At 69.2% G+C, this 22146-nt stretch carries 20 protein-coding genes; 7 read left to right on the top strand and 13 right to left on the bottom strand.

Translation table 11 applies throughout. From position 1 onward, the window contains the following. From IJH84_RS21365 to IJH84_RS21350, 4 genes are all read left to right on the top strand, one after another. The coding region (locus IJH84_RS21365) for an SDR family oxidoreductase (RefSeq protein WP_295148156.1) at positions 1-720 on the top strand (720 nt) is incomplete at its 5' end. A 51-nt stretch (positions 721-771) separates the two neighbouring features. Next, positions 772-1377, top strand: a complete 606-nt coding sequence (locus IJH84_RS21360) for a TetR/AcrR family transcriptional regulator (protein ID WP_200072034.1) — start codon at positions 772-774, stop codon at positions 1375-1377. A 50-nt stretch (positions 1378-1427) separates the two neighbouring features. Continuing rightward, on the top strand, positions 1428-2411 hold the full coding sequence (locus IJH84_RS21355; protein ID WP_295148153.1) for an NADPH:quinone oxidoreductase family protein: 984 nt from the start codon (positions 1428-1430) through the stop codon (positions 2409-2411). Positions 2412-2577: 166 nt separating this feature from the next. Then, positions 2578-4152 (top strand): AbgT family transporter, encoded by a 1575-nt coding sequence (locus tag IJH84_RS21350; RefSeq protein WP_200072036.1) that lies wholly within the window; start codon positions 2578-2580, stop codon positions 4150-4152. Between the two features lie 90 nt (positions 4153-4242). Here the strand turns inward: IJH84_RS21350 and IJH84_RS21345 are convergent, their stop codons facing one another. The 10 genes from IJH84_RS21345 to IJH84_RS21300 form a co-directional block, all read right to left on the bottom strand. Then, a complete protein-coding gene (locus tag IJH84_RS21345; protein WP_200072037.1) occupies positions 4243-4695 on the bottom strand; it encodes a MaoC family dehydratase in 453 nt (150 codons plus the stop codon). Between the two features lie 24 nt (positions 4696-4719). Beyond that, positions 4720-5850, bottom strand: coding sequence for an acyl-CoA dehydrogenase family protein (locus IJH84_RS21340; RefSeq protein ID WP_295148148.1), 1131 nt, complete (start codon positions 5848-5850; stop codon positions 4720-4722). Beyond that, entirely contained in the window at positions 5847-7028 is a 1182-nt protein-coding gene (locus IJH84_RS21335; protein WP_200072039.1) for an acyl-CoA dehydrogenase family protein, read from the bottom strand. The genes IJH84_RS21340 and IJH84_RS21335 overlap by 4 nt, the downstream gene beginning before the upstream one ends. A 38-nt stretch (positions 7029-7066) precedes the next feature. Beyond that, entirely contained in the window at positions 7067-7819 is a 753-nt protein-coding gene (fabG, locus tag IJH84_RS21330; RefSeq protein WP_200072040.1) for a 3-oxoacyl-ACP reductase FabG, read from the bottom strand. A gap of 55 nt (positions 7820-7874) precedes the next feature. Beyond that, a complete protein-coding gene (locus tag IJH84_RS21325; RefSeq protein ID WP_295148143.1) occupies positions 7875-9083 on the bottom strand; it encodes an acyl-CoA dehydrogenase family protein in 1209 nt (402 codons plus the stop codon). 211 nt (positions 9084-9294) lie between these two features. Next, positions 9295-10317, bottom strand: coding sequence for a phosphotransferase family protein (locus IJH84_RS21320; RefSeq protein WP_295148141.1), 1023 nt, complete (start codon positions 10315-10317; stop codon positions 9295-9297). 84 nt (positions 10318-10401) lie between these two features. Then, entirely contained in the window at positions 10402-11055 is a 654-nt protein-coding gene (locus IJH84_RS21315; protein WP_295148133.1) for an HAD family phosphatase, read from the bottom strand. Between the two features lie 88 nt (positions 11056-11143). Next, the gene (locus tag IJH84_RS21310) at positions 11144-12040 is read right to left on the bottom strand and encodes a TIGR03619 family F420-dependent LLM class oxidoreductase (RefSeq protein WP_295148130.1); all 897 of its coding nucleotides are present in this window, start codon (positions 12038-12040) and stop codon (positions 11144-11146) included. Positions 12041-12154: 114 nt separating this feature from the next. Continuing rightward, complete coding sequence (locus IJH84_RS21305; RefSeq protein WP_200072045.1) at positions 12155-12820, bottom strand: HNH endonuclease family protein; 666 nt, start codon at positions 12818-12820, stop codon at positions 12155-12157. Between the two features lie 82 nt (positions 12821-12902). After that, on the bottom strand, positions 12903-13439 hold the full coding sequence (locus IJH84_RS21300; protein ID WP_295148127.1) for a DinB family protein: 537 nt from the start codon (positions 13437-13439) through the stop codon (positions 12903-12905). Between the two features lie 92 nt (positions 13440-13531). Here IJH84_RS21300 and IJH84_RS21295 point away from each other — a divergent pair, with 92 nt between their 5' ends. Next, positions 13532-14908 carry an HNH endonuclease signature motif containing protein gene (locus IJH84_RS21295; protein WP_295148124.1) on the top strand — a complete coding sequence of 459 codons (1377 nt, stop codon included), beginning with the start codon at positions 13532-13534 and terminating at the stop codon, positions 14906-14908. 147 nt (positions 14909-15055) lie between these two features. Here IJH84_RS21295 and IJH84_RS21290 read toward each other — a convergent pair whose 3' ends face one another. The 3 genes from IJH84_RS21290 to IJH84_RS21280 form a co-directional block, all read right to left on the bottom strand. Continuing rightward, positions 15056-16609 (bottom strand): GMC family oxidoreductase, encoded by a 1554-nt coding sequence (locus tag IJH84_RS21290; protein ID WP_200072048.1) that lies wholly within the window; start codon positions 16607-16609, stop codon positions 15056-15058. 19 nt (positions 16610-16628) lie between these two features. Next, on the bottom strand, positions 16629-18161 hold the full coding sequence (locus tag IJH84_RS21285; RefSeq protein WP_295148121.1) for an APC family permease: 1533 nt from the start codon (positions 18159-18161) through the stop codon (positions 16629-16631). A gap of 93 nt (positions 18162-18254) precedes the next feature. Next, positions 18255-19745 carry an aldehyde dehydrogenase family protein gene (locus tag IJH84_RS21280; RefSeq protein WP_200072050.1) on the bottom strand — a complete coding sequence of 497 codons (1491 nt, stop codon included), beginning with the start codon at positions 19743-19745 and terminating at the stop codon, positions 18255-18257. A 269-nt stretch (positions 19746-20014) separates the two neighbouring features. Between IJH84_RS21280 and IJH84_RS21275 the strand changes: the two genes are divergently transcribed. Next, positions 20015-20584 carry a TetR/AcrR family transcriptional regulator gene (locus IJH84_RS21275; RefSeq protein ID WP_200072051.1) on the top strand — a complete coding sequence of 190 codons (570 nt, stop codon included), beginning with the start codon at positions 20015-20017 and terminating at the stop codon, positions 20582-20584. A gap of 338 nt (positions 20585-20922) precedes the next feature. Continuing rightward, entirely contained in the window at positions 20923-21927 is a 1005-nt protein-coding gene (locus IJH84_RS21270) for a cellulose-binding protein (RefSeq protein WP_200072052.1), read from the top strand. Positions 21928-22146: the final 219 nt, after the last annotated feature.

Below are 22146 nucleotides of genomic sequence, written 5' to 3'. Positions count from 1 at the left end.
GGCATCGGTGCCGCGCTGTGCCGCCGGTTCGCCGCGCACGGCGCGGCGGTGGTGGTCAACGACCTCGACGCGGAAGCGGCGCGGTCGGTGGCCGATGAGATCGGCGGACTGGCCGCGCCCGGAGACGCGGCGACCGAGGACGGCGTCGCGGAACTCGTCGGGGCCGCGAACGAGCGCCACGGGCGGATCGACATGTTCTGCGCCAACGCGGGCATCGGCGAGTCCGGCGGACCGGAAGCCGCGGAGTCGGCTTGGGAGCGGTCCTGGGAGATCAACGTGATGGCGCACGTGCGGGCCGCGCGGGCGGTGCTGCCGCAGTGGCTGGAGCGCGGGCAAGGCCGGTTCCTGTCCACGGTGTCCGCTGCGGGGCTGCTGACCATGCTCGGCTCGGCGCCGTACTCGGTGAGCAAGCACGCGGCGCTGGGATTCGCCGAATGGCTCGCGATCACCTACGCCGACCGCGGGGTGACCGTGCAGGCGCTGTGCCCGCAGGGCGTGCGCACGAACCTGCTCGACGACACCGGCGAGACCGGCAAGTTGCTGCTCGGCGACTCGGCGATCGAACCGGAACAGGTCGCCGACGAAGTGCTGGCCGCGCTCGGCGACGACCGGTTCCTGATCCTGCCGCACCCGGAGGTCGCCGGGTACTACGCGCTGCGCGCGGCAGAACCCGGCAAGTGGCAGGGCGGCATGCGCAAGCTCCAGCGCGGTCTGCCCTGATCAACGCCCGATAACCTGGGGTGTCAGGCGTAGCGACAGGGAGGCGTGGAGATGGGTGGCGCGGATCTGCGCACGGCACCGGAAGTGGCCGAGACGGTGCCGCAGCGATTGCTGGCGGCGGCGACGCGGCTGTTCGCCGAGCACGGTTTCGAGACGACCTCGGTGCAGCAGATCGTGGACGCCGCCGGCGTCACCAAAGGCGCCATGTACCACTACTTCGGCTCCAAGGACGATCTGCTCTACGAGATCTACGCGCGGCTGCTGCGGGTGCAGACCGCCCGGATGGAACGCGACGCCGAGAGCTCCGCACCGGTCCAGGACCGGCTGCACGCGGTGGCCGCCGACGTGGTGGCGACGACCGCGGCGAACCTGGACGACACGGTGATCTTCTTCCGGTCGATGCACCTGCTGCACGCGGACAAGCGCGCCGAGGTCCGCGCGCAGCGCCGCCGCTACCACGAGCGGGTGCGGGCGTTGATCGAAGAAGGGCAGGCCGCCGGGACGTTCCGCGGGGACAAATCGGCGGAGCTGGTCGTGGACTACTTCTTCGGGGCGGTGCACCACCTGGGCACCTGGTTCCGCGAAGACGGGCAGCTGACCGGAGAACAGGTCGGTTCGCACTTCGCGGACCTGTTGATCGCGTCGCTGCGGCCGTAGCCGCTCCTGCAACGGAGTTTCCGGCTTTTCGAGTTTTTCGGAGGTGGCGTGTGAAGGCGTGGCAGCTCGAGGCGAACGGCGAGCCGCGGGACGTGCTCGGGCAGGCCGACGTGGCCGACCCGAGCCCCGGGGAAGGGCAACTGCTGGTGCGGGTGCTGGCGTGCCCGGTGAACTTCCCGGACGTGCTGCTTTGCCGCGGGCAGTACCAGATCACGCCGGACCTGCCGTTCACGCCGGGCGTCGAACTGTGCGGTGAGGTGGTCGGAGTCGGTGCCGGCGTGACCGGTTTCGCGCCCGGAGACCGGGTGCTCGGCTCCTCGGCGCTGCCCACGGGCGGATTCGCGGAACTGGCGCTGATGGATGCACCGCGGGCGTTCCCGGCACCGAAAGCGCTGTCCGACGCGGAAGCGTCCGCGCTGTTCATCGGCTACCAGACCGGCTACTTCGGACTGCACCGCCGCGCGGGGTTGCGCGAAGGGGAGACGCTGCTGGTGCACGCCGCCGCGGGCGGTGTCGGCAGCGCGGCCGTGCAGCTCGGCAAAGCCGCGGGCGCGAACGTGATCGGCGTGGTCGGCGGGCCGAAGAAGGCCGAAGTCGCGCGGGAACTCGGCGCGGACGTGGTCGTCGACCGGCACAGCGAGGACTTCGTGCCGATCGTCAAGGAGTTCACCGGCGGCCGGGGTGCGGACGTGGTGTACGACTCGGTCGGCGGGGACACCTACAAGCGCTCCACGAAGTGCATCGCGTTCGAAGGGCGAATCCTGATCATCGGGTTCGCCGGCGGCAGCATCCCGACGCCCGGGCTGAACCACGCCCTGATCAAGAACTACTCGATCGTCGGGTTGCACTGGGGCCTGTACAACGAGCGGAGCCCGCAGCTGGTCGCCGACGCGCACGAGGCGCTGACCGGACTGGCCGATCAGGGCCTGATCCGGCCGCTGATCAGCGAGGAGCTCGGGTTCGACGCGGTCGCCGACGGGGTGCAGCGGGTCGGCGAGGGCAGCACCGTCGGGCGCGTGGCCTACGTGCGGTGAGGCGCACCTGCTCGACTCCACCCGCGGAGCGGCGGCATCGGCTGCGGCGGATCTCGGAGGATTCCGTGGCCTGGCGTCGATTTCGTCGGCTCAGGGGTTAGGTTTCCGGCGGTTCCCCTGGTAGGGATGCGGAGACCGCGCCCGAGCTGTCCACGCAGGAGACCGCATGGCCGAGACCGCAGCCTCGCCGAAACCGTCCAGGCTGGATCGCGCACTAGCTGCCCTGGAACGGGTGGGCAACAAGCTGCCCCAGCCGTTCCTGCTGTTCGCGCTGCTGTTCCTGGTCGTCGCCATTGTGTCCACAGTGGTCGCGGCGGCCGGTGTCACGGTGCAGATCCCCGGCGCCGCGCAGCCGACTCCGGTTCGGGCGGCGCTGTCCGGACCGGGGCTGGCCTTCCTGCTCACCGAGATGCCCGGCAACTTCATCGGGTTTCCGCCGCTGGAGACGGTGGTCACGATCATGCTGGCGGTGGGACTGGCGGAGCGGGCCGGGCTGCTGACCGCCATGATCCGGGCCGCGTTCGGGCGAGCGCCGCGCTGGGTGCTGCCCTACGCGGTGGGCTTCGTCGGCATCAGCTCCAGCGTGATGGCCGACTCCGCGATGATCGTCATCCCGCCGCTGGCGGCGCTGGTGTTCAAAGCCGCGGGCAGGCATCCGGTGGCCGGGCTGCTCGGCGGGTTCGCCGCGTCCGGCGCGGGATACTCCACCGCTCCGGTGGTGACCAGTTTGGACGCGCTGTTCTCCGGGATCAGCAACAAGGTCGCCGGGGTGCTGCCGGATCCGGGCACGACGGTGACGCCGGTGTCGAACTTCTACTTCAACCTCGTGTCGTCGGTGGCGCTGGCGTTGCTGGCGGGTTTCCTCATCGACCGCGTCATCGAGCCGCGCATGGTGCGCAGCGGTGTGCCCCGGGAGGAATCGGAGTCCGCCGCGGACGCAGAGCAGTCCACAGCGGACAGTGCGATTTCGGCTTCGTTGACCGGTTCGGAACGGCGCGGGTTGCGCTGGGCCGGAGTGGCGGCGCTGGTCACCACCGGGCTGGTGCTCGCGCTGGTGCTGTGGCCGGGTTCGGCGATGCGCAACGAATCCGGCGCGTTCCTGCCGGAATCGCCGCTGCTCGACTCGGTCACCACGCTGATCTTCGTGGCGTTCCTGGTGCCCGGCATCGCCTTCGGGATCCCGGCTCGGACGATCACCACGCCCGGTGACGTGCCGAAGCTGATGGGCGGCGTGCTGCGGGACATGACCGGATTCCTGGTGCTGGCGTTCATGCTCGGGCAGTTCATCGCGCTGTTCAACTGGACGAACCTGGGTTCCGCGCTGGCCGTCGGCGGCGCCGACCTGCTGCGCGTGCTGGGCCTGGCCGGCTATCCCGCGTTCCTCGGCTTCATGGTGCTGGCCTCGGTGCTGAACCTGTTCATCATCTCCGGATCCAGCCTGTGGACGCTGATGGCCTCGGTGTTCGTGCCGATGTTCGTGCTGCTGGGTTTCGAGCCGGGGTTCGCGCAGGCCGCATTCCGGGTGGGCGACTCGGCCACCCAGATCATGACTCCGCTGAACCCCTACATGATCATTATCTTGGGTTACCTGCGACGTTACGAGCCGTCCGCGGGACTCGGCACCCTGGTGGCGCGGATGACGCCGTTCGTGGTGCCGTTCTGGTTGCTGTGGGCGCTGATCCTGACCGTGTTCTACTTCGCCGACCTGCCACTCGGACCCGGCATGGGCATCCACCTGTGAGCGTCCGTCGTTGAACTAGTTCGCACTCGGACCGCGGAACGCGAGAACGCCCGCCCTGCGCGGCACGGGCGGGCGTTCTCGCGGGGTGCTTCAGAACAGCACGCGGGTCAGACCTTCGGAAACGCAGGCCGGCTTCGACTCGCCCTCGATTTCCACAGTGGACTCGACGGTGAGCTGCAGGCCGCCGTCGATCTCGGTGACCTCGACGAGCCGGGTGTGCGAGCGGACCCGCGAACCCACCCGCACCGGGCTGGGGAAGCGCACCTTGTTCAGGCCGTAGTTGATGCCCATCTTGACGTTCTCGAACCGGTAGGTCTGCGCGTTGAGCGCGGAAAGCAGGCTCAACGTCAGGAAACCGTGCGCGATGGTGGCGCCGAACGGGCCCTTCGCGGCGCGGTCGGGATCGACGTGGATCCACTGGTGGTCCAGCGTGGAATCGGCGAACTTGTCGACCTGGTCCTGAGTGATCGTCAGCCAATCACTGGTCCCGAGCTCGCCGCCCGCGGCCTCGCGAACCTCGTCGGGACTGGTGAACACGCGCATGGAATTCCTTTCGGTCGGGACGGCTCAGGCCGGTGGGAGACCGGTGAGTTCGGCGATTCGGGCGCGGTGGCGTTCCGCGGTGCCGAAGGCCAGTTGCGCGCTCTTGGCCCGCCCGAGGTACAGGTGCACCGGGTGTTCCCAAGTCATGCCGATGCCGCCGTGCAATTGCAGCGAGTCCTCGGCGGCCCGCACCGCCAGGTCGGAGCAGTACGCCTGGGCCAGTGCCACGGCCAGCTCGGTCTCGGCAGGGTCGGTTTCGGCGGGGTCGGCTTCGGACCGCCCGGACAACGCGTCCGCGGCGTTGCGGGCGGTGGCTCGCGCGGTGCTCAGCCCCGACCACAGGTCGGCCAGGCGGTGCTTGACGGCCTGGAACGAGCCGACCTGCCTGCCGAACTGGTAGCGGGTGAGCACGTACTCCACTGTGGAATCCAGGCAGTGCTGGGCGAGCCCGGTCTGCTCGGAGGCGAGCACCCCGGCCGCGATCCGCAACGCGTGGCGCAGCACTGCTTCGCCGTCGGAACTGACCTCGTGCGCCGGCGCGCCGGACAGCTCGAGCGTCCCGATCCTGCGGGTCAGGTCCAAGGAAGTCACCGGGGTGCACGTCACGCCGGGCGACGAAACGTCCACGCGGAACAGTGCTACACCGCCAGGGGTGCTGGCCGGGACGAGCACCGTGTCGGCCGCTTCCAGGTCCACGACGGCTCGGACCGAACCGGTCAGCGTGTCGTTCTCCACCCGCACCGAAGGCGTCAACGGCGCTGACGGAGCCGTCGTCAGTCCAATGGCGACAGTGGCGATCCGGGATCCCGCGCCGATTTCGGCGATCAACTCCTTGTTCGCCGGTCCAGCGGCGCTCAGCGCGGATGTGGCGAGCACGGTGCCCAGGAACGGAACCGGAGCAACCGCGCGGCCGATCTCCTCGGCGACCACGGCGAGTTCCCGTGCGCTCGCGCCCGCACCACCGGACTCCTCCGGTACCGGCAACGTCGCGACGCCGAGATCACCGGCCAACGTGCGCCACAGCGCGAAATCGTACGGTTCCTCGGATTCGCAGCGGGCCAGCACCGCGGAAGAATCGCACCGGTCGCGCAGCACGCGGCGCACCGTGCCGCGCAGGTCCTCCTCGACCTCTCCGTAGAGCAGATCGGCACTCATCGCGGCAACTCCTTCCACGGGACGTCCTTGTCCGTGCGGATCTCCGGTGGCAGCCCAAGCACGCGCTCGGCGATCACGTTGCGCAGCACCTCGGAAGTGCCGCCCTCGATGGAATTCCCCTTCGCGCGCAGGTATCGGTAGCCGGGACCGCGTCCGGTGAACGCGACGTTCTCCGGCCGCCGCAACGTCCAGTCGTCGTACTCCAAGCCGCGCTCGCCGGCCAGCTCCACCTCGAAACCGGAGATCTCCTGGTTCAGCCGGGCGAACGCCAGCTTCACCGCGGAACCTTCCGGGCCCGGGGTGCCCACCGCGAGCTGCTGGCGCAAGCGTTGGCCGGTGAGCCGGGTCGCCTCGGCCTCGACCCACAGCTGCAACAACCGATCGTGCGCGGCCGGGGTGCGGTTCTGCGGATTTTCCCGCCATTCCTGGGAAACCACGCCGATCATCCCGGACTCCCGGCCGGTGTTGCCGCCGCCGATGGCCACCCGCTCGTTCATCAGCGTGCCCATCGCGACCTGCCAGCCCTGGCCGACTTCGCCGAGGCGCTGCGAATCGGGGATGCGCACCCCGTTCAGGAAGACCTCGTTGAACTCGGCCTCACCGGTGATCTGGCGCAGCGGACGGACTTGCACGTTCGGGTCGGTCATGTCGCACACGAAGTACGACAACCCCTTGTGCTTGGGCGCGTCCGGGTCGCTGCGGGCGACCAAGATCGCCCACTTCGCCTTGTGCGCGAACGAGGTCCACACCTTCTGGCCCTCTACGACCCAGTCGTCGCCGTCCCGCACCGCCCGGGTCGCCAGCGCCGCCAGGTCCGAACCCGCTCCGGGTTCGCTGAACAGCTGGCACCAGATCTCCTCGCCCGTCCAGAGCGGACGGAGGTAGCGGTTGCGCTGCTCGTCGGTGCCGAACCGCAGGATGGTCGGAGCGGCCATGCCCAGGCCGATGCCGTTGCCTGCCGGGTCGTTGTCCGGTGCACCGGCCGCGGCGAACTCCGCGTCCACCACCTGCTGCAGCTCGCGCGGAGCGTCCAGGCCGCCGAGCCCGGCGGGGTAGTTCACCCACGCCAGCCCGGCGTCGAAACGCGCGCGCAAGAACTCCAGGCGGTCCGAAGTGGATGGATCGTGCTCGGTGAGGAACTCCCGGACCTCGTTGCGCAGTCGTGCTGCGTCGGTCATAGCCGCACTCCTTCATGCTCCGGGTTCGTACTGCGGGCTCACGCCTTCGGGCCACCGGCGACGTAGAGCACCTGGCCGGAGACGAACCCGGAACGCTCATCCAGGAAGAACGACGCGGCGTTGGCGATGTCGTCCGGAGCACCGGCCCGGCCGACCGGGATCGTGGAAACCGCCGCGTTCGAGAAATCCTCGAAGCTGGCGCCGACCCGCTCCGCCGTCGCCTTCGTCATGTCGGTGGCGATGAAGCCCGGCGCGATGGCGTTGACCGTGACACCGAACTTGCCCAGCTCGATCGCCAACGTCTTGGTCAGGCCCTGCATGCCCGCCTTCGCCGTGGAGTAGTTGGCCTGGCCGCGGTTGCCCAGCGCCGAGGTGCTGGAGAGGTTCACGATCCGGCCCCACTTGGCCTCCACCATGAACTTCTGCACCGCGCGGCTCATCAGGAACGCACCGCGCAGGTGCACCGACATCACCGTGTCCCAGTCCGAATCGGACATCTTGAACAGCATGTTGTCGCGCAGCACGCCGGCGTTGTTGACCAGCGCCAGCGGGGTGCCGAGCTCGGCGGAGACCCGATCGACGGCCGCGGTGACCTGATCGGAATCGCTCACGTCGGCACCGACGGCCAGCGCCTTGCCGCCCGCGGACTCGATCGCGGACACGGTCTCGGCGCACTGCTGCTCGTCCAGGTCGATCACCGCGACGGCGTATCCATCCGCGGCCAGGCGCTGCGCGGTGGCCGCGCCGATACCGCGGGCGGCGCCGGTGACGATCGCGGTCTTTTCGGGCATGATTCCTCACTTCTGTTACGAGGGGCGGAAAAACTCCGGTGGCGGGCCTGCCTGTTCACCGGTACTTCTTGAGCTCCCGGCGAGCCATCGAACGGCGGTGCACCTCGTCGGGGCCGTCGACGATGTGCAACGTGCGGGCGTGCGCGTACAGGCTCGCCAGCGGCGTGTCCTGGCTGACCCCGGCGGCGCCGTGCGCCTGGATGGCGCGGTCCACAATGGTCGTCACCATCTGCGGCACCGCCACCTTGATCGCCTGGATCTCGGTGTGCGCGCCCTTGTTGCCGACGGTGTCCATCAGCCACGCGGTCTTGAGCGTCAGCAGCCGGTTCGTCTCGATGTTGATGCGGGCATCGGCGATCCACTGCTGCACCACGCCCTGATCGGCGATCGGTCCGCCGAACGCCCGGCGGCTCGTGACGCGGCGGCACATCAGCTCCAGCGCGCGCTCGGCCATCCCGATCGCGCGCATGCAGTGGTGGATGCGGCCAGGGCCGAGGCGCGCCTGCGCGATTGCGAAACCCTCGCCCTCGCCGGAAATGATGTTCTCGGCCGGGACGCGGACGTCGTCGAACACGATCTCGGCGTGCCCGCCGTGGTCGCCGTCGTCGTAGCCGAACACGTGCATGCCGCGCTCGATGCGCACGCCGGGGGTGTCGACCGGCACCAGGATCTGGCTCTGCTGGCGGTGCCGCTCGGCCTCCGGGTCCGACTTGCCCATCACGATCAGCACCTTGCAGCGGGGGCTCATCGCGCCGGACGACCACCACTTGCGGCCGTTGATCACGTAGGAGTCGCCGTCGCGCTCGATGCGGGTGCCGATGTTCGTCGCGTCCGAAGACGCCACCTCCGGCTCGGTCATGCAGAACGCCGAGCGGATCTCGCCGTCCAGCAGCGGTTTCAGCCACCGCTCGCGCTGCTGCGGGGTGCCGAACTCGGCCAGCACCTCCATGTTGCCGGTGTCCGGCGCCGAGCAGTTGAACACCTCCGGCGCCAACGTGGGACTGCGGCCCATGATCTCCGCCAGCGGGGCGTACTGCAGGTTCGTCAGCCCGGCGCCGTCCGCGCCCGGCAGGAACAGGTTCCACAGGCCGCGCTCGCGGGCCTTGGCCTTGAGCTCGTCGATGATCGGTGCGTGCGTCCACCGGCTGTCCGCGGCCGCGAGCTGCTCGTGCAGCACCGGCTCGGCCGGGTGGACGTGCTCGTCCATGAACTCGGTGAGCTGCGCGCGCAGCTGCTCGGTGCGGTCGTCGTACCCGAAGTCCACGCCATACCTCCTAGGGAGTGTTTTGAAAGGGTGTGCGTAGTGGGTCACCCAGCGGAACCTCAGACGTCTTCTGGCTCCGGGATCTCCTCCTTAAGTAGCGCCCTACTCGGCGTCTGAGCTGTCCTCGCCAGAAGACGCCTGAGAACCCGCCGGTGGTCCGGCTGAGTCCTGGGGCACCGGCAAGCGGCTGGCGCCGCTTATGAAACAGTTCCTAGTCGAGTGCGGACAAGCCCTGCGCGACCAAGTGCTCGACCAGGGCTCCGACGTGCTCGAAGCCCTCGCCGACGGTCTGGCCGTGCACGTAGCGGTAGTGGATGCCCTCGCTGATCACCGCGAGCTTGAAGAAGCCGAACGCCACGTACCAGTCCAAATCGGACAGATCGATGCCGCTGCGGGCGGCGTAGCGGTCCCACAGCTCGCGGACCGGCGGGAACCCGTACTCCGGGCCGATGCCCTTGGCGATCGGGTTGTACTCGACGCCGTCCATGCCTTCCCAGTACACCTTGAGCAGGCCCACGTCGGTGAGCGGATCGCCGAGCGTGGCCATCTCCCAGTCGAGCACCGCCGAGATGTTGTGCTGCTCGTCGACCAGCACGTTGTCCAGCCGGTAGTCGCCGTGCACGATGCCGGCGTGCCGGGTCGGCGGCACGCGCTCGCCCAACCGCTGCGCCAACCGGTCGATGCCCGGGATCTCCCGGCTGTGCGAGGCCGCGAGCTGCTTGCTCCAGCGGCGCACCTGCCGCTGGAGGAAGCCCTCCGGGCGGCCGAAATCGCCCAGCCCGACCTGCTCGGGATCCAGCGTGTGCAGGTCCGCGAGCACGTCCGCCAGCTGCATGGACAGATCACGGCGCTGCCCGGCGTCGAGCTGCGCGGTCTGCTCCGGCGAGCGGTACACCGTGCCCGGCACGAACTCCATCACGTAGAACGGCGCGCCGATGACGTCCTCGTCCTGGCACAGCAGGTAAGTCCGCGGCACCGGCACCGAAGTGCCCGCCAGCGCCGACATCACGCGGTGCTCGCGGCTCATGTCGTGCGCCGTGGCCAGCACGTGACCGAGCGGCGGGCGGCGCACCACCCAGCGGTTCGCGCCGTCGCCGACGATGTAGGTGAGGTTGGAGCGGCCGCCCTGCACCAGCTCCGCGGTCAACGGTCCCGCGGTCAGGCCCGGCAGCTGCGACTCCAAGTGTTCGCGCAACCGGGACAGGTCCAGGCCGGGTGGGTCGCCAGCGCTCATCGGATCTCCTCCGTCGGTGAACTCGTTCTGCCTGCGGGAGCGGCCGCGCTGCCGCGCGCCGGTGTCACGGGGTGGTGCAAGGGGTCACGGGAAGTGCCGCGTGGTCAGCTCGGGGAACCAGGTGGCCAGTTCGGCACGGGTCTTCGCGGCCTCCGAATGCAGCACGCCGCGCAGGCCCAAGCGCTCGGCCGCCTCGATGTTCGGTGCACCGTCGTCGACGAACACGGCCTGCTCCGCGGGCAGGTCGAGCCGCCGCAACGTGAGTTCGTAGATCCGCGGGTCGGGTTTGCGCAGGCCCACCTCGCTGGAAATGACCGCCAGCTCGAACAGGTCCCGCAACGACTCCCACGGGTAGTTGTTCCCCCAGCTGTTCGACAGCAGAGCGGTGCGCACCCCGCGATCGCGCAGGTCGCGCACCAGCTGCAGCATCGACTCGTCCGGGCGCATGTTCGCGAACAGCCGGGAGAGCAACCCCTCCGGTTCGACGGTGTCGCCGTCGACGGTGCGCAGCCTGGCTGCGAGCAGCCGGTCGAACTCGGCGGCGGAGAGTTCGCCGGTCTCCAGGCGGTGGATCGGGGTGCCCGCCGGAGCACTCCGGGACAGCCACTCCTTCAACGCGGTGGAGAACGACTCCGGCTCGATGCCTTCAGCTTCGGTCCACGCCGAGATGGCCAACCGGCCGGGCGTGGTGAGCACCCCGCCGTAGTCGAAGATCGCGACGCTGGGGTTGGCAGGCATGACAGGGACCGTACCGACTAGCCGGTATGTGCGCCAGGGTCTGGAACGTTCCGGAAATGACCGCGGCCGGGTTCGGCGGTCCGGGCGGTCAGGACGGGAAGGCTGAACGGAAGCGCGCTGCGGTGCGCAGCAACGACGGAACGTCCGGAGTCGTGAACTGGAGATCGACGAAGGCATCCTGCACACCGAGCTCGGCGACGGCGTGCAAGTAGTCGACGATGCGCTCCACCGGGCCCTGCACCGGCCGAGCACCGGGCGGGCCGAGCTCCACGTTGACCCGCAAAGCCGTGGCGGCCGGGGCGCGACCGGCCTCGGCCGCGAACTCGCGCAGCATTCCGAGCACCCGCTCCAGCGCGGGCAAGGGCAAGGCCACGCCGAGCCAGCCGTCACCACGCGTGGCCGTGCGGCGCAAGGCGGCCTCGGAACTGCCGCCGAGGTAGATCGGCGGGCTCGGCTGCACCGGCTTCGGCTGGAAATCACCCGGCGAGACGGTGCTGAAGCGGCCCTGATGCCGCACCGGATCCGGGCCCCACAACGCGCGCAACGCGGTCAGCGCGTCGTCCAGTCGAGCGGCGCGCTGGTGCCACGGGACGCCCGCTGCCTCGTACTCGTCGCGCATCCAGCCCAGCCCGAAGCCGGGGATCAGCCGGCCATTGCTCAGCCGATCGACGCCGGTGAGCGCGCGGGCCAGCGCGATCGGTGCGTACAGCGGCGCGTTGAGAGTGCTGGTGCCCAGCGCGGCGCGATTCGTGGCGGACGCGGCGACGGTCAGCACCAGCAGCGGATCCAGGCTCGCTCGCATCCGGTCGGGGAGCGAACCATCGGCGGAACCCGGGTATGGCGTACTGGGATTGCGGGGCGCGTGCAGGCGCTCTCCCGCCCACAAGCTCTCGAAACCCATCCCCTCGGCTTCGGTTGCGACCTCGTGCACGCAGGCCGGGTCGGCGAACGGGCCGAATTGGGGAAGTCCGAGTCCTAGGCGCATGCGGGCAGCTTGGCATCGATCATTCGTGCTGCGCCACGGCCGCCGTGGCCTCGTCGCGGTGCGCGTGATCCGAGGGTTCCGGGCCGGGCGGACCGCGACAAGCGATCAACGCGCTCAGCAGGTGGCCAGCATCTCCTGCAACGCCGACTTCTCCTGCTCGGTGACGGTGAGACCGTAGGAGTGCTTGACCGTGACCCAATCCGTCGAGTATTCGCACCAAGTCGCCTTCGCCGGCTTCCACTCGGACGGGTCCTTGTCGCCCTTGGCGCGATTGGACTTCGCATCGGCTGCGACCAGCTGCGGCAGGTTCATGTCGTTGGCGAACTGCTCGCGGCGCTGGTCGGTCCACTCGTCGGCACCGCTGCGCCAGGCATCGGCCAGCGGCACCATGTGATCGATGTCCACATCGGATCCGCTGCGGACGGTACCGCCGGTGTAGCTGCTCACCCACGATCCGGAGGTCGACTCGCACGCGTTGTTCACCGCCACGTCCTCGCCATCGCGGCGCAGCACCGCCTCCCGGGTGTTGCAGTTCTTGCCCGCCTGCGGCGCCGGTTTCCAGTGCTCGAAGCGGTCGCGCGAGTAGCCGTCCATCGAACCTTCCGGCGCGACCTCGAGCTGGGCGAGCTGCGCGGCGGCCGGAGCGTCGGAGGACGCGGCGTCCGGGGCCAACCGGTCCAGCAGCCCGGACTCGAACACCACCCACCCCGCGGCGATGATCAACGCGGAGAGCACCGAGATCCACAGCGGGGTGCGCTTGCTCGATCGTGCAGTCGACATGCTCGCTCCGGCTCGGGGTGTTCGGTGATCGCGGGCATTCGATCACGAAGCGGGTGCCGGAGGTACCGCTGTGCGCGCGAGATCACCGCTGGAAGTGGGCGCCGCCCGAGGCGCGGTACAGGTCGCGGAGCAGGCTCACCTCGGCTCCGTGGTGGATCAGCTCGCGGTTGAGGTGCAGCACCAGTGCCAGGTAGGGGCGGTCGGCGAACGGTCCCTCGGCGGCACCGACCGGGCGGGACCAGGCCTCGGCGTCCATTCCGCCGATGCCGTCGCGCCACTGGCGGTGCTGGTGGTCGAGGTGCTTGAGCGCGACGGTGGCGCTGGCGGGGTAGTGGGTGTGGTCGATCCGGTACGAGCCGTCGCCGAAGTGGTTGGACACGCGCATCGCCAGCACGTGATCGGCGATGTGGCACAGGCGCCAGGCGATCGTGGTGAACGGAGGAGGGGTGGGTTCGGGGAAGGCGAAGTCGAACTCGTGGCCCCGGTCGGTGGGCCGCACCGACCAGCAGCCGGGGACCGGTTCCCAGAAGTACTCCTCGTCGGTCAGGCCATCCAGGTGCGGGCGCCATTGGTCCCAGTAGAAGTCGAGCTGGTCCAGCACTTCCTCGCGTGCGTGCATGCGGCGGAGGTTACGGGCGAGGGCGGACGGTGCGGGCGTGATCACTCGGTCGTGTAGTGGTGAACGGGTGTTCGATCGTGGATCATGGGGTTGTGGTCGGGATTTCTGCGCGTCCGGGGCTCGCCGAGGAGGTCGGCGAGCTCGGTTCGCGCGTGCCTCGACCACGGGAGGACGGCGAGTCGGATCGCGGCGGTGTGGTGGCCGAATCCGACGACGAGCTCGTCGCGGAGATCCGGCGCGGTGAGCAAGTCATGCGGGATGCGCTGTTCGGTCAGCTGCTGCGGATCGCCGAAGCCGAGCGGCGCGGTCTGCACGGCACCAGCGGAGCGCGGTCGGTGCAGGCCTGGTTGCGGGAGATGCTGAACCTGGCCGCGGGCGAGGCGCGGCGGCGGGTGCAGGTGGCGAGGGAGGTCACCGAACGAGTCGGGCTCGGTGGAGAACAGCTGCCACCCGCCCTGCCGGAGACCGCTGGAGCCATGCGCAACGGCGAGATCACGCTGGCGCACGCAGGGACCATTGTGGACGGTGTTGCGGCGATGCCGCCGGGGGTCGACGCCACCGAGCGGCACGCGGCGGACGCCCTGCTGGCGCGGCAGGCGCGCGAGTTGCCGCCGCACGAGCTGCGCTCCGCGGGTGAGCACCTCCGGTACCTGCTCGACCAGGACGGCGCGTTGCGCACCGAGGAATACCAGGTCGAGCACCGCGAACTGCGGATCGCTACGGGGCGCGACGGCATGACGGTCCTGAACGGACGCCTCGACCGGGAGTCGGGCGCCGAGTTGCGCGCGGCGTTGCAGCCGTTGGCCGCGCCGCGGCGGGAAGCCGACGGAGTGCCGGACACGCGCAGCCCGGCCAAGCGGAACGCCGATGCATTCGTCGACCTGCTCGAGCGCAAGCACGGCGATGCGCGTGCGCAGGTGCGCGTGACCATCGATTACGACCAGCTCACCGAAGGGTTGGTCGCTGACGGAGCTTGCGAAGAACGGAATCCGCAGCCGGACGTCTTCGGGCGGGCACCCAGGACGGGCGGCACGGTCGACAACACCGAGCAGCCGATCACGGCGGCCGCCGCGCGACGGCTCGCGTGCGATGCCGAAGTGCTGCCGCTCGTGCTCGGCGGAGACGGGCAGCCGTTGGACGTCGGGCGGTCCGAACGGACAGCGCCCGCGCACATCAGGGCCGCGCTGTCGGCGCGTGACGGCTCCTGCGCGTTCCCCGACTGCGACCGGCCGCCAGGGACCTCGCAGGCGCACCACGTGCGGCACTGGGCGGACGGCGGCGCAACAGCGCTGCACAACATGGTCATGTTGTGCGGACACCACCACAGGCTGATCCACCGTCAGCGGTGGGAAGTGACGATGGACGACGGGTGGCCTGCCTTCCTACCGCCGGTTTGGGTGGATCCGGCACGCAGCCCGCGGGTCCGGGCGAGAACTCGACATCAGCGGACTCGGGAACCGCCCGGGTGACTGCGGAACGCCTGCGGCGCACCATCCACCGGATGGTGCGCCATTCGGGATGTCCGCGGTCGCTGACCTTCGCGGACTGGACGATGGCAAGCAAGCGGTCCCTCCAGAACGGGGGGCTGGAGGGACCGCTGCAAGAGCACCGCGGGTTCAGCCGGCGTTGTCCTCCTTGAGCATGTCGGAGCACTTCTCGCCGATGGCCATCGTGGTGATGTTCGGGTTCACCGCGACCAGGAACGGCATCGCGGAGGCATCAGCGACGCGCAGGCCGTCGACGCCCTTGACCCGCAGGCGTGCGTCTAGCGGCGCGTTCTGGTCGTCGGCCGCGCCCATCGGGACCGAAGCCGCGGGGTGGTAGACGGTGTTGTGCGTCTTCCTGATGTAGTCAGCGATCTCGTCGTCGCTGCGTACATCGGGGCCTGGGTGCAGTTCGGCACCGGCCCATTCGTGCATCGCCTGCTGCGAGACGATCTTCCGCGCGAGTTTGATGCCCTCGGTCATGACCCTGATGTCGTGCGGGTCGGTGAAGTACCGGGGGTCGACCTTCGGCTTGTCCCGGAAATCTCGAGTGCGCAACCGGACGTTGCCGATCGAGCGGCTGCGGGTGACGTTCGGCGTCAGGCAGAAGCCGTTCTCCGTCGTCGGGTATCCCTGCCGCATGGTGTGCATGTCGAACGGCACCGAACCGTAGTGGAACATCAGGTCGGGCCGGTTCAGGCCGGCTTCGGTGGTGGTGAAGATGCCGATCTCCCACCATTGCGTGGATTCGGTGACCATCGGCTGCTTCGCGTCCCATCCGATGACGCCTTCGGGATGGTCCTGGAGGTTGGATCCGACGCCGGGTGAGTCGACGAGCACGTCGATCCCGACTTCCCGCAGGTGTTCGCCCGGCCCGATTCCGGACAGCATCAGCAGCTTGGGCGTGTCGATGGCCCCGGAGGACAGCACCACTTCTTGCCGGGCGCGCACCGTGCGGGTGTGGACGAGGTCGGGGTCGAGATAGGCGATCCCGGTCGCCCGCTTCCCATCGAACTCGACCTTTTTGGCCCGCACTTCGGTGCGCACCTCGAGGTTCGGCCGCCTGCCCATGATCGGGTGCAGGTAGGACACCGAAGACGACGACCGCGTGCCGTCTTCCCGCGCGTTGATCTGGAACCAGTTCGCGCCGTGCGTGACGGTGCGTCCCGAGTTGAATTCGGTCGTCGGGATGCCCGCTTGTTCGCAGGCTTGCAGCAGCGCAACCCCGGACGGGTCGTTGGGCGGAACGCTGCGAATGTTCACCGGCCCGCTGCGCCCGTGGTGGTCGCCTGGTCCGTCGTTGGTCTCGAGCCTCTTGTACAGCGGGAAGACGTCGCTGGCGCCCCATCCGGTGGCGCCCATCCGTTCCCATTCGTCGAGGTCTTCGGCGGGCGCCCAGAACGCGATGCACGAGTTGTGCGAGGAGCAGCCGCCGAGCACGCGGGCACGGGCGTGCCGCATGTAGGAGTTGCCTTGCTCTTGCGGTTCGACGAGGTAATCCCAGTCGTAGCCGGATTCGAGCAGCGCCATCCACCGGTCGAGTTCGAGGATGGCTTTGTCCCCGACATCGGATGGTCCGGCTTCGAGCAGGCAAACAGTGGTGCCGGGGTCTTCGGAAAGGCGAGCCGCCAGCGCGGCGCCTGCGCTTCCGCCGCCCACCACGACGTAGTCGAATTCTTCGGCCATGGTCTCAGCTCCGTTCCCTTCAGGACAGTGCGGACTTGGTCGTATCGGTTTCGCCCGTGGCCGCGTGGTCGGCGAGCACGCCGACGCGGTGTCGCTGCACGAACCAGTAGTAGGCGAATCCGCCGAGCGCGGCGATGCCGACGAACAGCACGGAGCTCCACTGCAGGTACCAGTGGTAGGGCGGTTCGGCGTTGTAGACGTCGCGCCGCGGCCAGGCGAGGTTGGTGGTCATCCCGATTCCCCACAGCACCGCGAGCACGTTCACGGGCAGTCCCCACCGCCCGAGGGTGAATCGGCCTTCCTGCTTCCGGGAGGACCATTCGCCGCGCAGGCGGGCGACCAGCATGGGGATGGTCACCAGCAGGTACGACACGTAGATGAGGATGATCGCGAGGCTGGTGACGGCGGAGAAGATCTGCGGTTGCCCGATGTTGACGACCAGCAGTGCCACTGCGATGACGCCGATGACGATGGCCGGTACGACCGGCGTCTGAAAGCGTGGGCTGACTCGTGCGAGTTTCGACCCGCCGGGCAGTGCGTTGTCCCGCGCCATGGCGAATGCGATGCGGATGGCCGCGGTGTGCACCGCGAGCACGCACACGGTGATCGCCACGAACACCACGAGCAGGAACAGCCGTCCGATGAGTGGTCCGAGCGAGTCGGTGAGCACGAACTGGAGCCCGACTTCGGTCAGCTCCGGCGCGTTGAGGTCTCTGGCGGCCATCAGCGCCAGCAGGATGATCAGCCCGCCGAGCACGAACGATGCGATCAGCGATCGCAGAATGGCTTTGGGCGCGTTCCGATGCGGGTTGATCGATTCTTCGCCGAGGGACGAGGCGGTGTCGAACCCGTACATCACGTAGGACGACGCGAGCGCGGCGACGAGGAACGCGCCGAGGTATCCGTGCGGGTTGGTGCTTCCGGTGTTCTGCGTTTCGAGCACGACGTCCGGCCCGCGGGTCGCGGCCACGGCCAGGAACAGGATCAGCAGCACGGCCGCGATCAGTTCGATGGTCACCCCGGCGCTGTTGATCCGCGCCATGAGTTTCACGCCGAAAGCGTTGACCAGCGTGGTGAACACGATCAGCATCGTCGCGAGCAGCACGCCGTTGGCGGCTTCGCTGGTTCCGCTCCCGTTACCGATGATTTGGAAAGCGCCCCATATTTGCGGGAGCGTGTGCTGGTAGGCGAGTGCGGTGGCGGCGATGGAAACGATCGACGCCAGCAGCATCATCCAGCCGGCCAGCCAGGCCACGTGTTTGCCCCCGAGCTTTTTCGACCAGTTGTAGATCGATCCGGCGATGGGGTAGTGCGAGGCCAGTTCGGCGAAGCTCAACGCCACCATCAGCTGGCCGAAGAACACCAGCGGCCAGGACCACCAGTAGGCGGGTCCTCCGGACGACAATCCGAAGTAGGAGAGCTGGAAGGTGCCGGTCAGCACCGAGATGTAGCTGATTCCTGCGGCGAAGGTGTGGAAGCCGCCGAGGGATCTTTTCAGTTTGTTGGTGTAGCCGAACTCGCTGAGCTCGGCGTCCCCGGTGGGCGCGCTCATGCCCGAACTCCTTTCCCGCGCTCGGTGTCCCGCGGGCTGCGGGGCCGAGCGGCGGGTGGTTGTTGCGCAGTATGGGTTTGTGCCTGCCCCCGGTCAGCGGCCGTCGAACCACCGCGGCGGCTGCGGGCGCAGGTTTTGATGGATGTGCTTGGCCTCCTGGTATTCGCCGAGCCCGGCGCGTCCGAGTTCGCGGCCGATGCCGGATTGTTTGTAGCCGCCCCATTCGGCTTGGGGCAGGTATGGGTGGAAGTCGTTGATCCACACGGTGCCGTGCCGCAGCCGGTGCGCGACGCGCTGGGCTTTGCTCACGTCGCTGCTGAACACCGCGCCGGCGAGCCCGTAGTGCGTGTCGTTGGCGATGCGCACGGCGTCGTCTTCGTCGGTGAAGCGTTCCACGGTGAGCACGGGCCCGAAGGATTCTTCGGTGACGGCGTAGCTGCCTTGCGCGACTTCGTCGAGCACGGTCGGCAGGTAGTAGTGCCCGTTGGCGTAGCGCTCGCCTTCGGGGCGGCGCCCGCCGGTGCGCAGCACAGCGCCTTCTTCCACGGCCTTGGCCACGTGCGCGGAAACTTTCTCGAGGTGTGCGGCGGAGATCAGCGGCCCGGTTTCGGCGTCTTCGTCGTAGGGCCCGCCGATGCGGATCTTCTCGGTTCGCCGCACGAGTTCGTCGACGAACTCGTCGTGGATGTCGTCTTGCACGACGAGTCGCGCCCCGGCGGAGCACACTTGCCCGGAGTGCAGGAACACGGCCATCAGCGCGTAGTCGACGGCGGTGTCGAAGTCGGCGTCGGCGAAGACCACGTTGGGGTTCTTCCCGCCGAGTTCGAGGGCGACCTTCTTGACGGTGGCTGCGGCGGAGGCGGCGATGGACCGGCCGGTGTGCAGTCCGCCGGTGAACGAGATGAGGTCGATGTCGCGGTGTTCGGCCAGCAGCGCGCCGGTTTCCGGCCCGCTGCCGAGCACGAGGTTGCCCACGCCTGCGGGCAGTCCTGCTTCGTCGAGCGCGCGCATCAGCAGGATCGCGGTGCTGGGCGTGAGTTCGCTGGGTTTGAGCACGAAGGTGTCGCCTGCGGCGATCGCGGGCGCGACCTTCCACGCGACCTGCAGCAGCGGGAAGTTCCAGGGCGTGATCATGCCGCAGACGCCGACGGGTTCGTAGCGCACGCGGCTGAACGAGTCGGGCGAGCCGGTGTCGACCACGTCGCCGCCGTTGACCCCGGCGAGTTTGCCGAAGTAGCGGAAGCAGGCGGCGATGTCGGCCATGTCCTGTTCGCTCTCCACCAGGCGTTTGCCGGTGTCGCCGGATTCGGCGCGGGCGAATTCGGCTTGGTCGCGCACCAGGATGTCGCTGACGCGCAGCAGCAGGTCACCGCGGTCCCATGCGGAGGTGTTCGCCCAGGTGCCGTCGTCGAAGGTCCGGCGGGCGGCGTGGATGGCCCGTTCGGTGTCGTTCCGGTCGCCTTCGGAGACGGTGGTGACGAGGGTGCCGTCGGCGGGGCTGCGGATTTCGCGCACGCCGCCGGCGCCTGCGGGTTGCCAGGTTCCGTCGATGAACAGCGTGTTCGGGCTTTCGTCGTTCGACATGGGTGTCCCTGTAGTTGGCTGCGTGGCGGGTTTGCGCGGGCTCTTCCGCGGCGCGCCGGTGCGGTCGGCGTCGGGGCGCGCCTGGCCGGGACGTCGGTGCCCTGCGGCGGCGCTGCCGGAGGACCCTAGCACCGGTCGTGTACATCTGTACATCATCGTGGTTCGGGGCTCGCGTTTCGGCGCTCACTTCAGGATCGTGCGCAGGGGAAACGCACGCAGCGTGATGTGGGCCGCAACGCTGCGAGGACGTTTCGTGGCAGGCTTGCCGCATGGTGTCGACGGGGGCTGCGACGCGCCGCAAGGATCCGGCGAGGAGGGAGCGCATCGCCAGGGCGGCGATCGACGTCGTGGCCGAGCGGGGGATCGAGAAGCTCACGCACCGCGCTGTCGCGGCTGCCGCCGGCGTGCCGCTCGGATCGACGACGTACTACTTCCGGACGCTCGACGATTTGCTCGCGGAGGCGTTGCGCCAGTCCGCGCAGGACGACGTCGCCGAGCTGCGCGCGTGGGCGAACTCGCTGTCCGGCGAGGACGACTTGGCCGCCGCGCTCGGTGATCTCATACTGCGCTACCTCGGCCCGCAACGTTCGCGCACTGTCGTGCAACACGAGCTCTACATGGCCGCGTTGCACCGGCCCGCGTTGGCGCACGTCAGCAACGAGTGGGACGCGGAGCTGGTGGAGCTGTTCACGTGCTATACCGATTCGGTGACGGGCCGTGCACTGTCGGCGCTTTTTTGCGGCTTGTTGCTGCAAGGCGTCGTCCGGGAGTCGGTGCCGAGTCGAGATGAAATCGAAACCACTTTCCGGCGCGTGCTGGCGCCTGCCGCAAATCGCTGACGCCGCAACGGTTTTCGGCCTCGGTGGCGGGGCGGCCGACCGAGGATGTCCCGCGGGTTTCGGAAATTCAAACAGTTGATCTTATGCGCGGTCGGGGTGGACAATGCACTCAGCGATCCGTGACACCGTTGCCCGGCGGCGCCTGCCGGTGAGGTCCGGCGTGATCTTTCCGGTCGGCAGGCTCGTCGCGGCAATGTCGCGCAAGTGGCGTCCGGGGTTCGCCGGTTCCTCCCGGCGGAGCACATCGCCGAAGGCTTTCGCGGGTGTACAACGGATTTTGCCGCGTCGGGGCGTGGCTCGCTCCCAGCAGAACAACTGATGATCAATGGGGTGAGACCGTGGGCTACAACAACGAAGATCGTGACCTGGTACCGCTGAAGTCCGATTTCGACACCGTCTGGTACGGCTACCGCCGTTCGCAGGTCCGGTTCTACATCCAGCAGACCGATGCCGAGGTCCGGATGCTCACCGAGGATCGCGACGCGGCGTTGAGCCAGGTCGCGGACCTCTCGGCGGAGCTGGAGCAGGCGCGTGCCGAGATCGAGCAGCTGCGCGAGCAGTACGACGCGGTCTGCCGCACGCCGATCGAGGAGACGGCGCTGTCCGACCGGATGCGCCGGATGGTGCGGCTGGCCCACGACGAGGCCGCGGAGGTCGTGTCGTCCGCGCAGGCGGCGTCCGAGCACGAGTGGGCGCGCGCCGAGCAGTCCGCCGCTGAGCTGCGTACCCGTTACGAGAACCTGGTCGCCGAGGCCGACCAGTGGCGCAGGCAGTCGGAGACGCAGCGCAACGAGGCGCTGGCCGAGACCCGCCGGGACATCCAGCACATGGCGCGCGAGGCCGAGGCGCACCGCCGCAAGCTGGACAACGAGGCGGAGGCCCGGCGCACCCAGGTGGAGAACGATTTCGAGATCTCCATGGCGGCACGCCGCGAGGAGGCCACCAGGGTCCAGGCCGAGCGCGAGCAGCGCAGCCGTGCCGAGGCGCAGCGCCGAGTCGTGGAGGCCACCGCCGAGTCGGAGCGCCGGCTCCGCCGCGCCGACGAGCACTCGGAGGCGATGCTGCGGATGCGGCAGGACCTGGCCAAGCGGGTGCGGGCGGCCCAGCAGATCATGGCCGACGCCGAGCCGTTCTTGACCGCGGTGGAGTCGGACGCGGACTCCGAGGCGGGGGACTCCTACGTCGCCGGTGTCGTGCACGACGATCTGCTCGGCGATGAGCAGGAGGTGGATGTTCCCCGCCAGCGCGGCCTCACGGCGAAGGCGGCCGAGGCGGAGGCGGCCGAGGCACCGGAGCCAGCGGTCGCCGCGAACGCCGAGGCGGGGTCGGCCAGCTCCCGCTGAACCACCCGCGCCAGCGATCTCCGCGGGTGTGCCGGAGCTCGGGGCGCGCTGGTACGTCCGCAGGCCGAGGTCCACGAGGCCCGGGTCGTCAGCTCGGACGGCCCGGCCTCGGCGGCCGGCGTGCAGCTCGGCCTGCCGCGACGGCTGCCCGGCCACGTCTTCCGCGGGTGTTGTGCCGATCCGTTACCCATTAGGTTCGTCGTGATCGATGGTCATGGG

Source organism: Saccharopolyspora sp. (genome assembly GCF_017434145.1).
In the GTDB taxonomy this organism is placed as follows: domain Bacteria; phylum Actinomycetota; class Actinomycetes; order Mycobacteriales; family Pseudonocardiaceae; genus Saccharopolyspora_C; species Saccharopolyspora_C galaxeae.
This window is presented reverse-complemented; position numbering and strand designations above follow the sequence as displayed.

Coding starts and splice junctions, on each gene's coding strand:
- IJH84_RS21360 (WP_200072034.1), top strand. CDS start 772: ATGGGTGGCGCGGATCTGCGCACGGCACCGGAAGTGGCCGAGACGGTG.
- IJH84_RS21350 (WP_200072036.1), top strand. CDS start 2,578: ATGGCCGAGACCGCAGCCTCGCCGAAACCGTCCAGGCTGGATCGCGCA.
- IJH84_RS21345 (WP_200072037.1), bottom strand. CDS start 4,695: ATGCGCGTGTTCACCAGTCCCGACGAGGTTCGCGAGGCCGCGGGCGGC.
- IJH84_RS21340 (WP_295148148.1), bottom strand. CDS start 5,850: ATGAGTGCCGATCTGCTCTACGGAGAGGTCGAGGAGGACCTGCGCGGC.
- IJH84_RS21335 (WP_200072039.1), bottom strand. CDS start 7,028: ATGACCGACGCAGCACGACTGCGCAACGAGGTCCGGGAGTTCCTCACC.
- fabG (WP_200072040.1), bottom strand. CDS start 7,819: ATGCCCGAAAAGACCGCGATCGTCACCGGCGCCGCCCGCGGTATCGGC.
- IJH84_RS21320 (WP_295148141.1), bottom strand. CDS start 10,317: ATGAGCGCTGGCGACCCACCCGGCCTGGACCTGTCCCGGTTGCGCGAA.
- IJH84_RS21315 (WP_295148133.1), bottom strand. CDS start 11,055: ATGCCTGCCAACCCCAGCGTCGCGATCTTCGACTACGGCGGGGTGCTC.
- IJH84_RS21310 (WP_295148130.1), bottom strand. CDS start 12,040: ATGCGCCTAGGACTCGGACTTCCCCAATTCGGCCCGTTCGCCGACCCG.
- IJH84_RS21305 (WP_200072045.1), bottom strand. CDS start 12,820: ATGTCGACTGCACGATCGAGCAAGCGCACCCCGCTGTGGATCTCGGTG.
- IJH84_RS21300 (WP_295148127.1), bottom strand. CDS start 13,439: ATGCACGCACGCGAGGAAGTGCTGGACCAGCTCGACTTCTACTGGGAC.
- IJH84_RS21290 (WP_200072048.1), bottom strand. CDS start 16,609: ATGGCCGAAGAATTCGACTACGTCGTGGTGGGCGGCGGAAGCGCAGGC.
- IJH84_RS21285 (WP_295148121.1), bottom strand. CDS start 18,161: ATGAGCGCGCCCACCGGGGACGCCGAGCTCAGCGAGTTCGGCTACACC.
- IJH84_RS21280 (WP_200072050.1), bottom strand. CDS start 19,745: ATGTCGAACGACGAAAGCCCGAACACGCTGTTCATCGACGGAACCTGG.
- IJH84_RS21275 (WP_200072051.1), top strand. CDS start 20,015: ATGGTGTCGACGGGGGCTGCGACGCGCCGCAAGGATCCGGCGAGGAGG.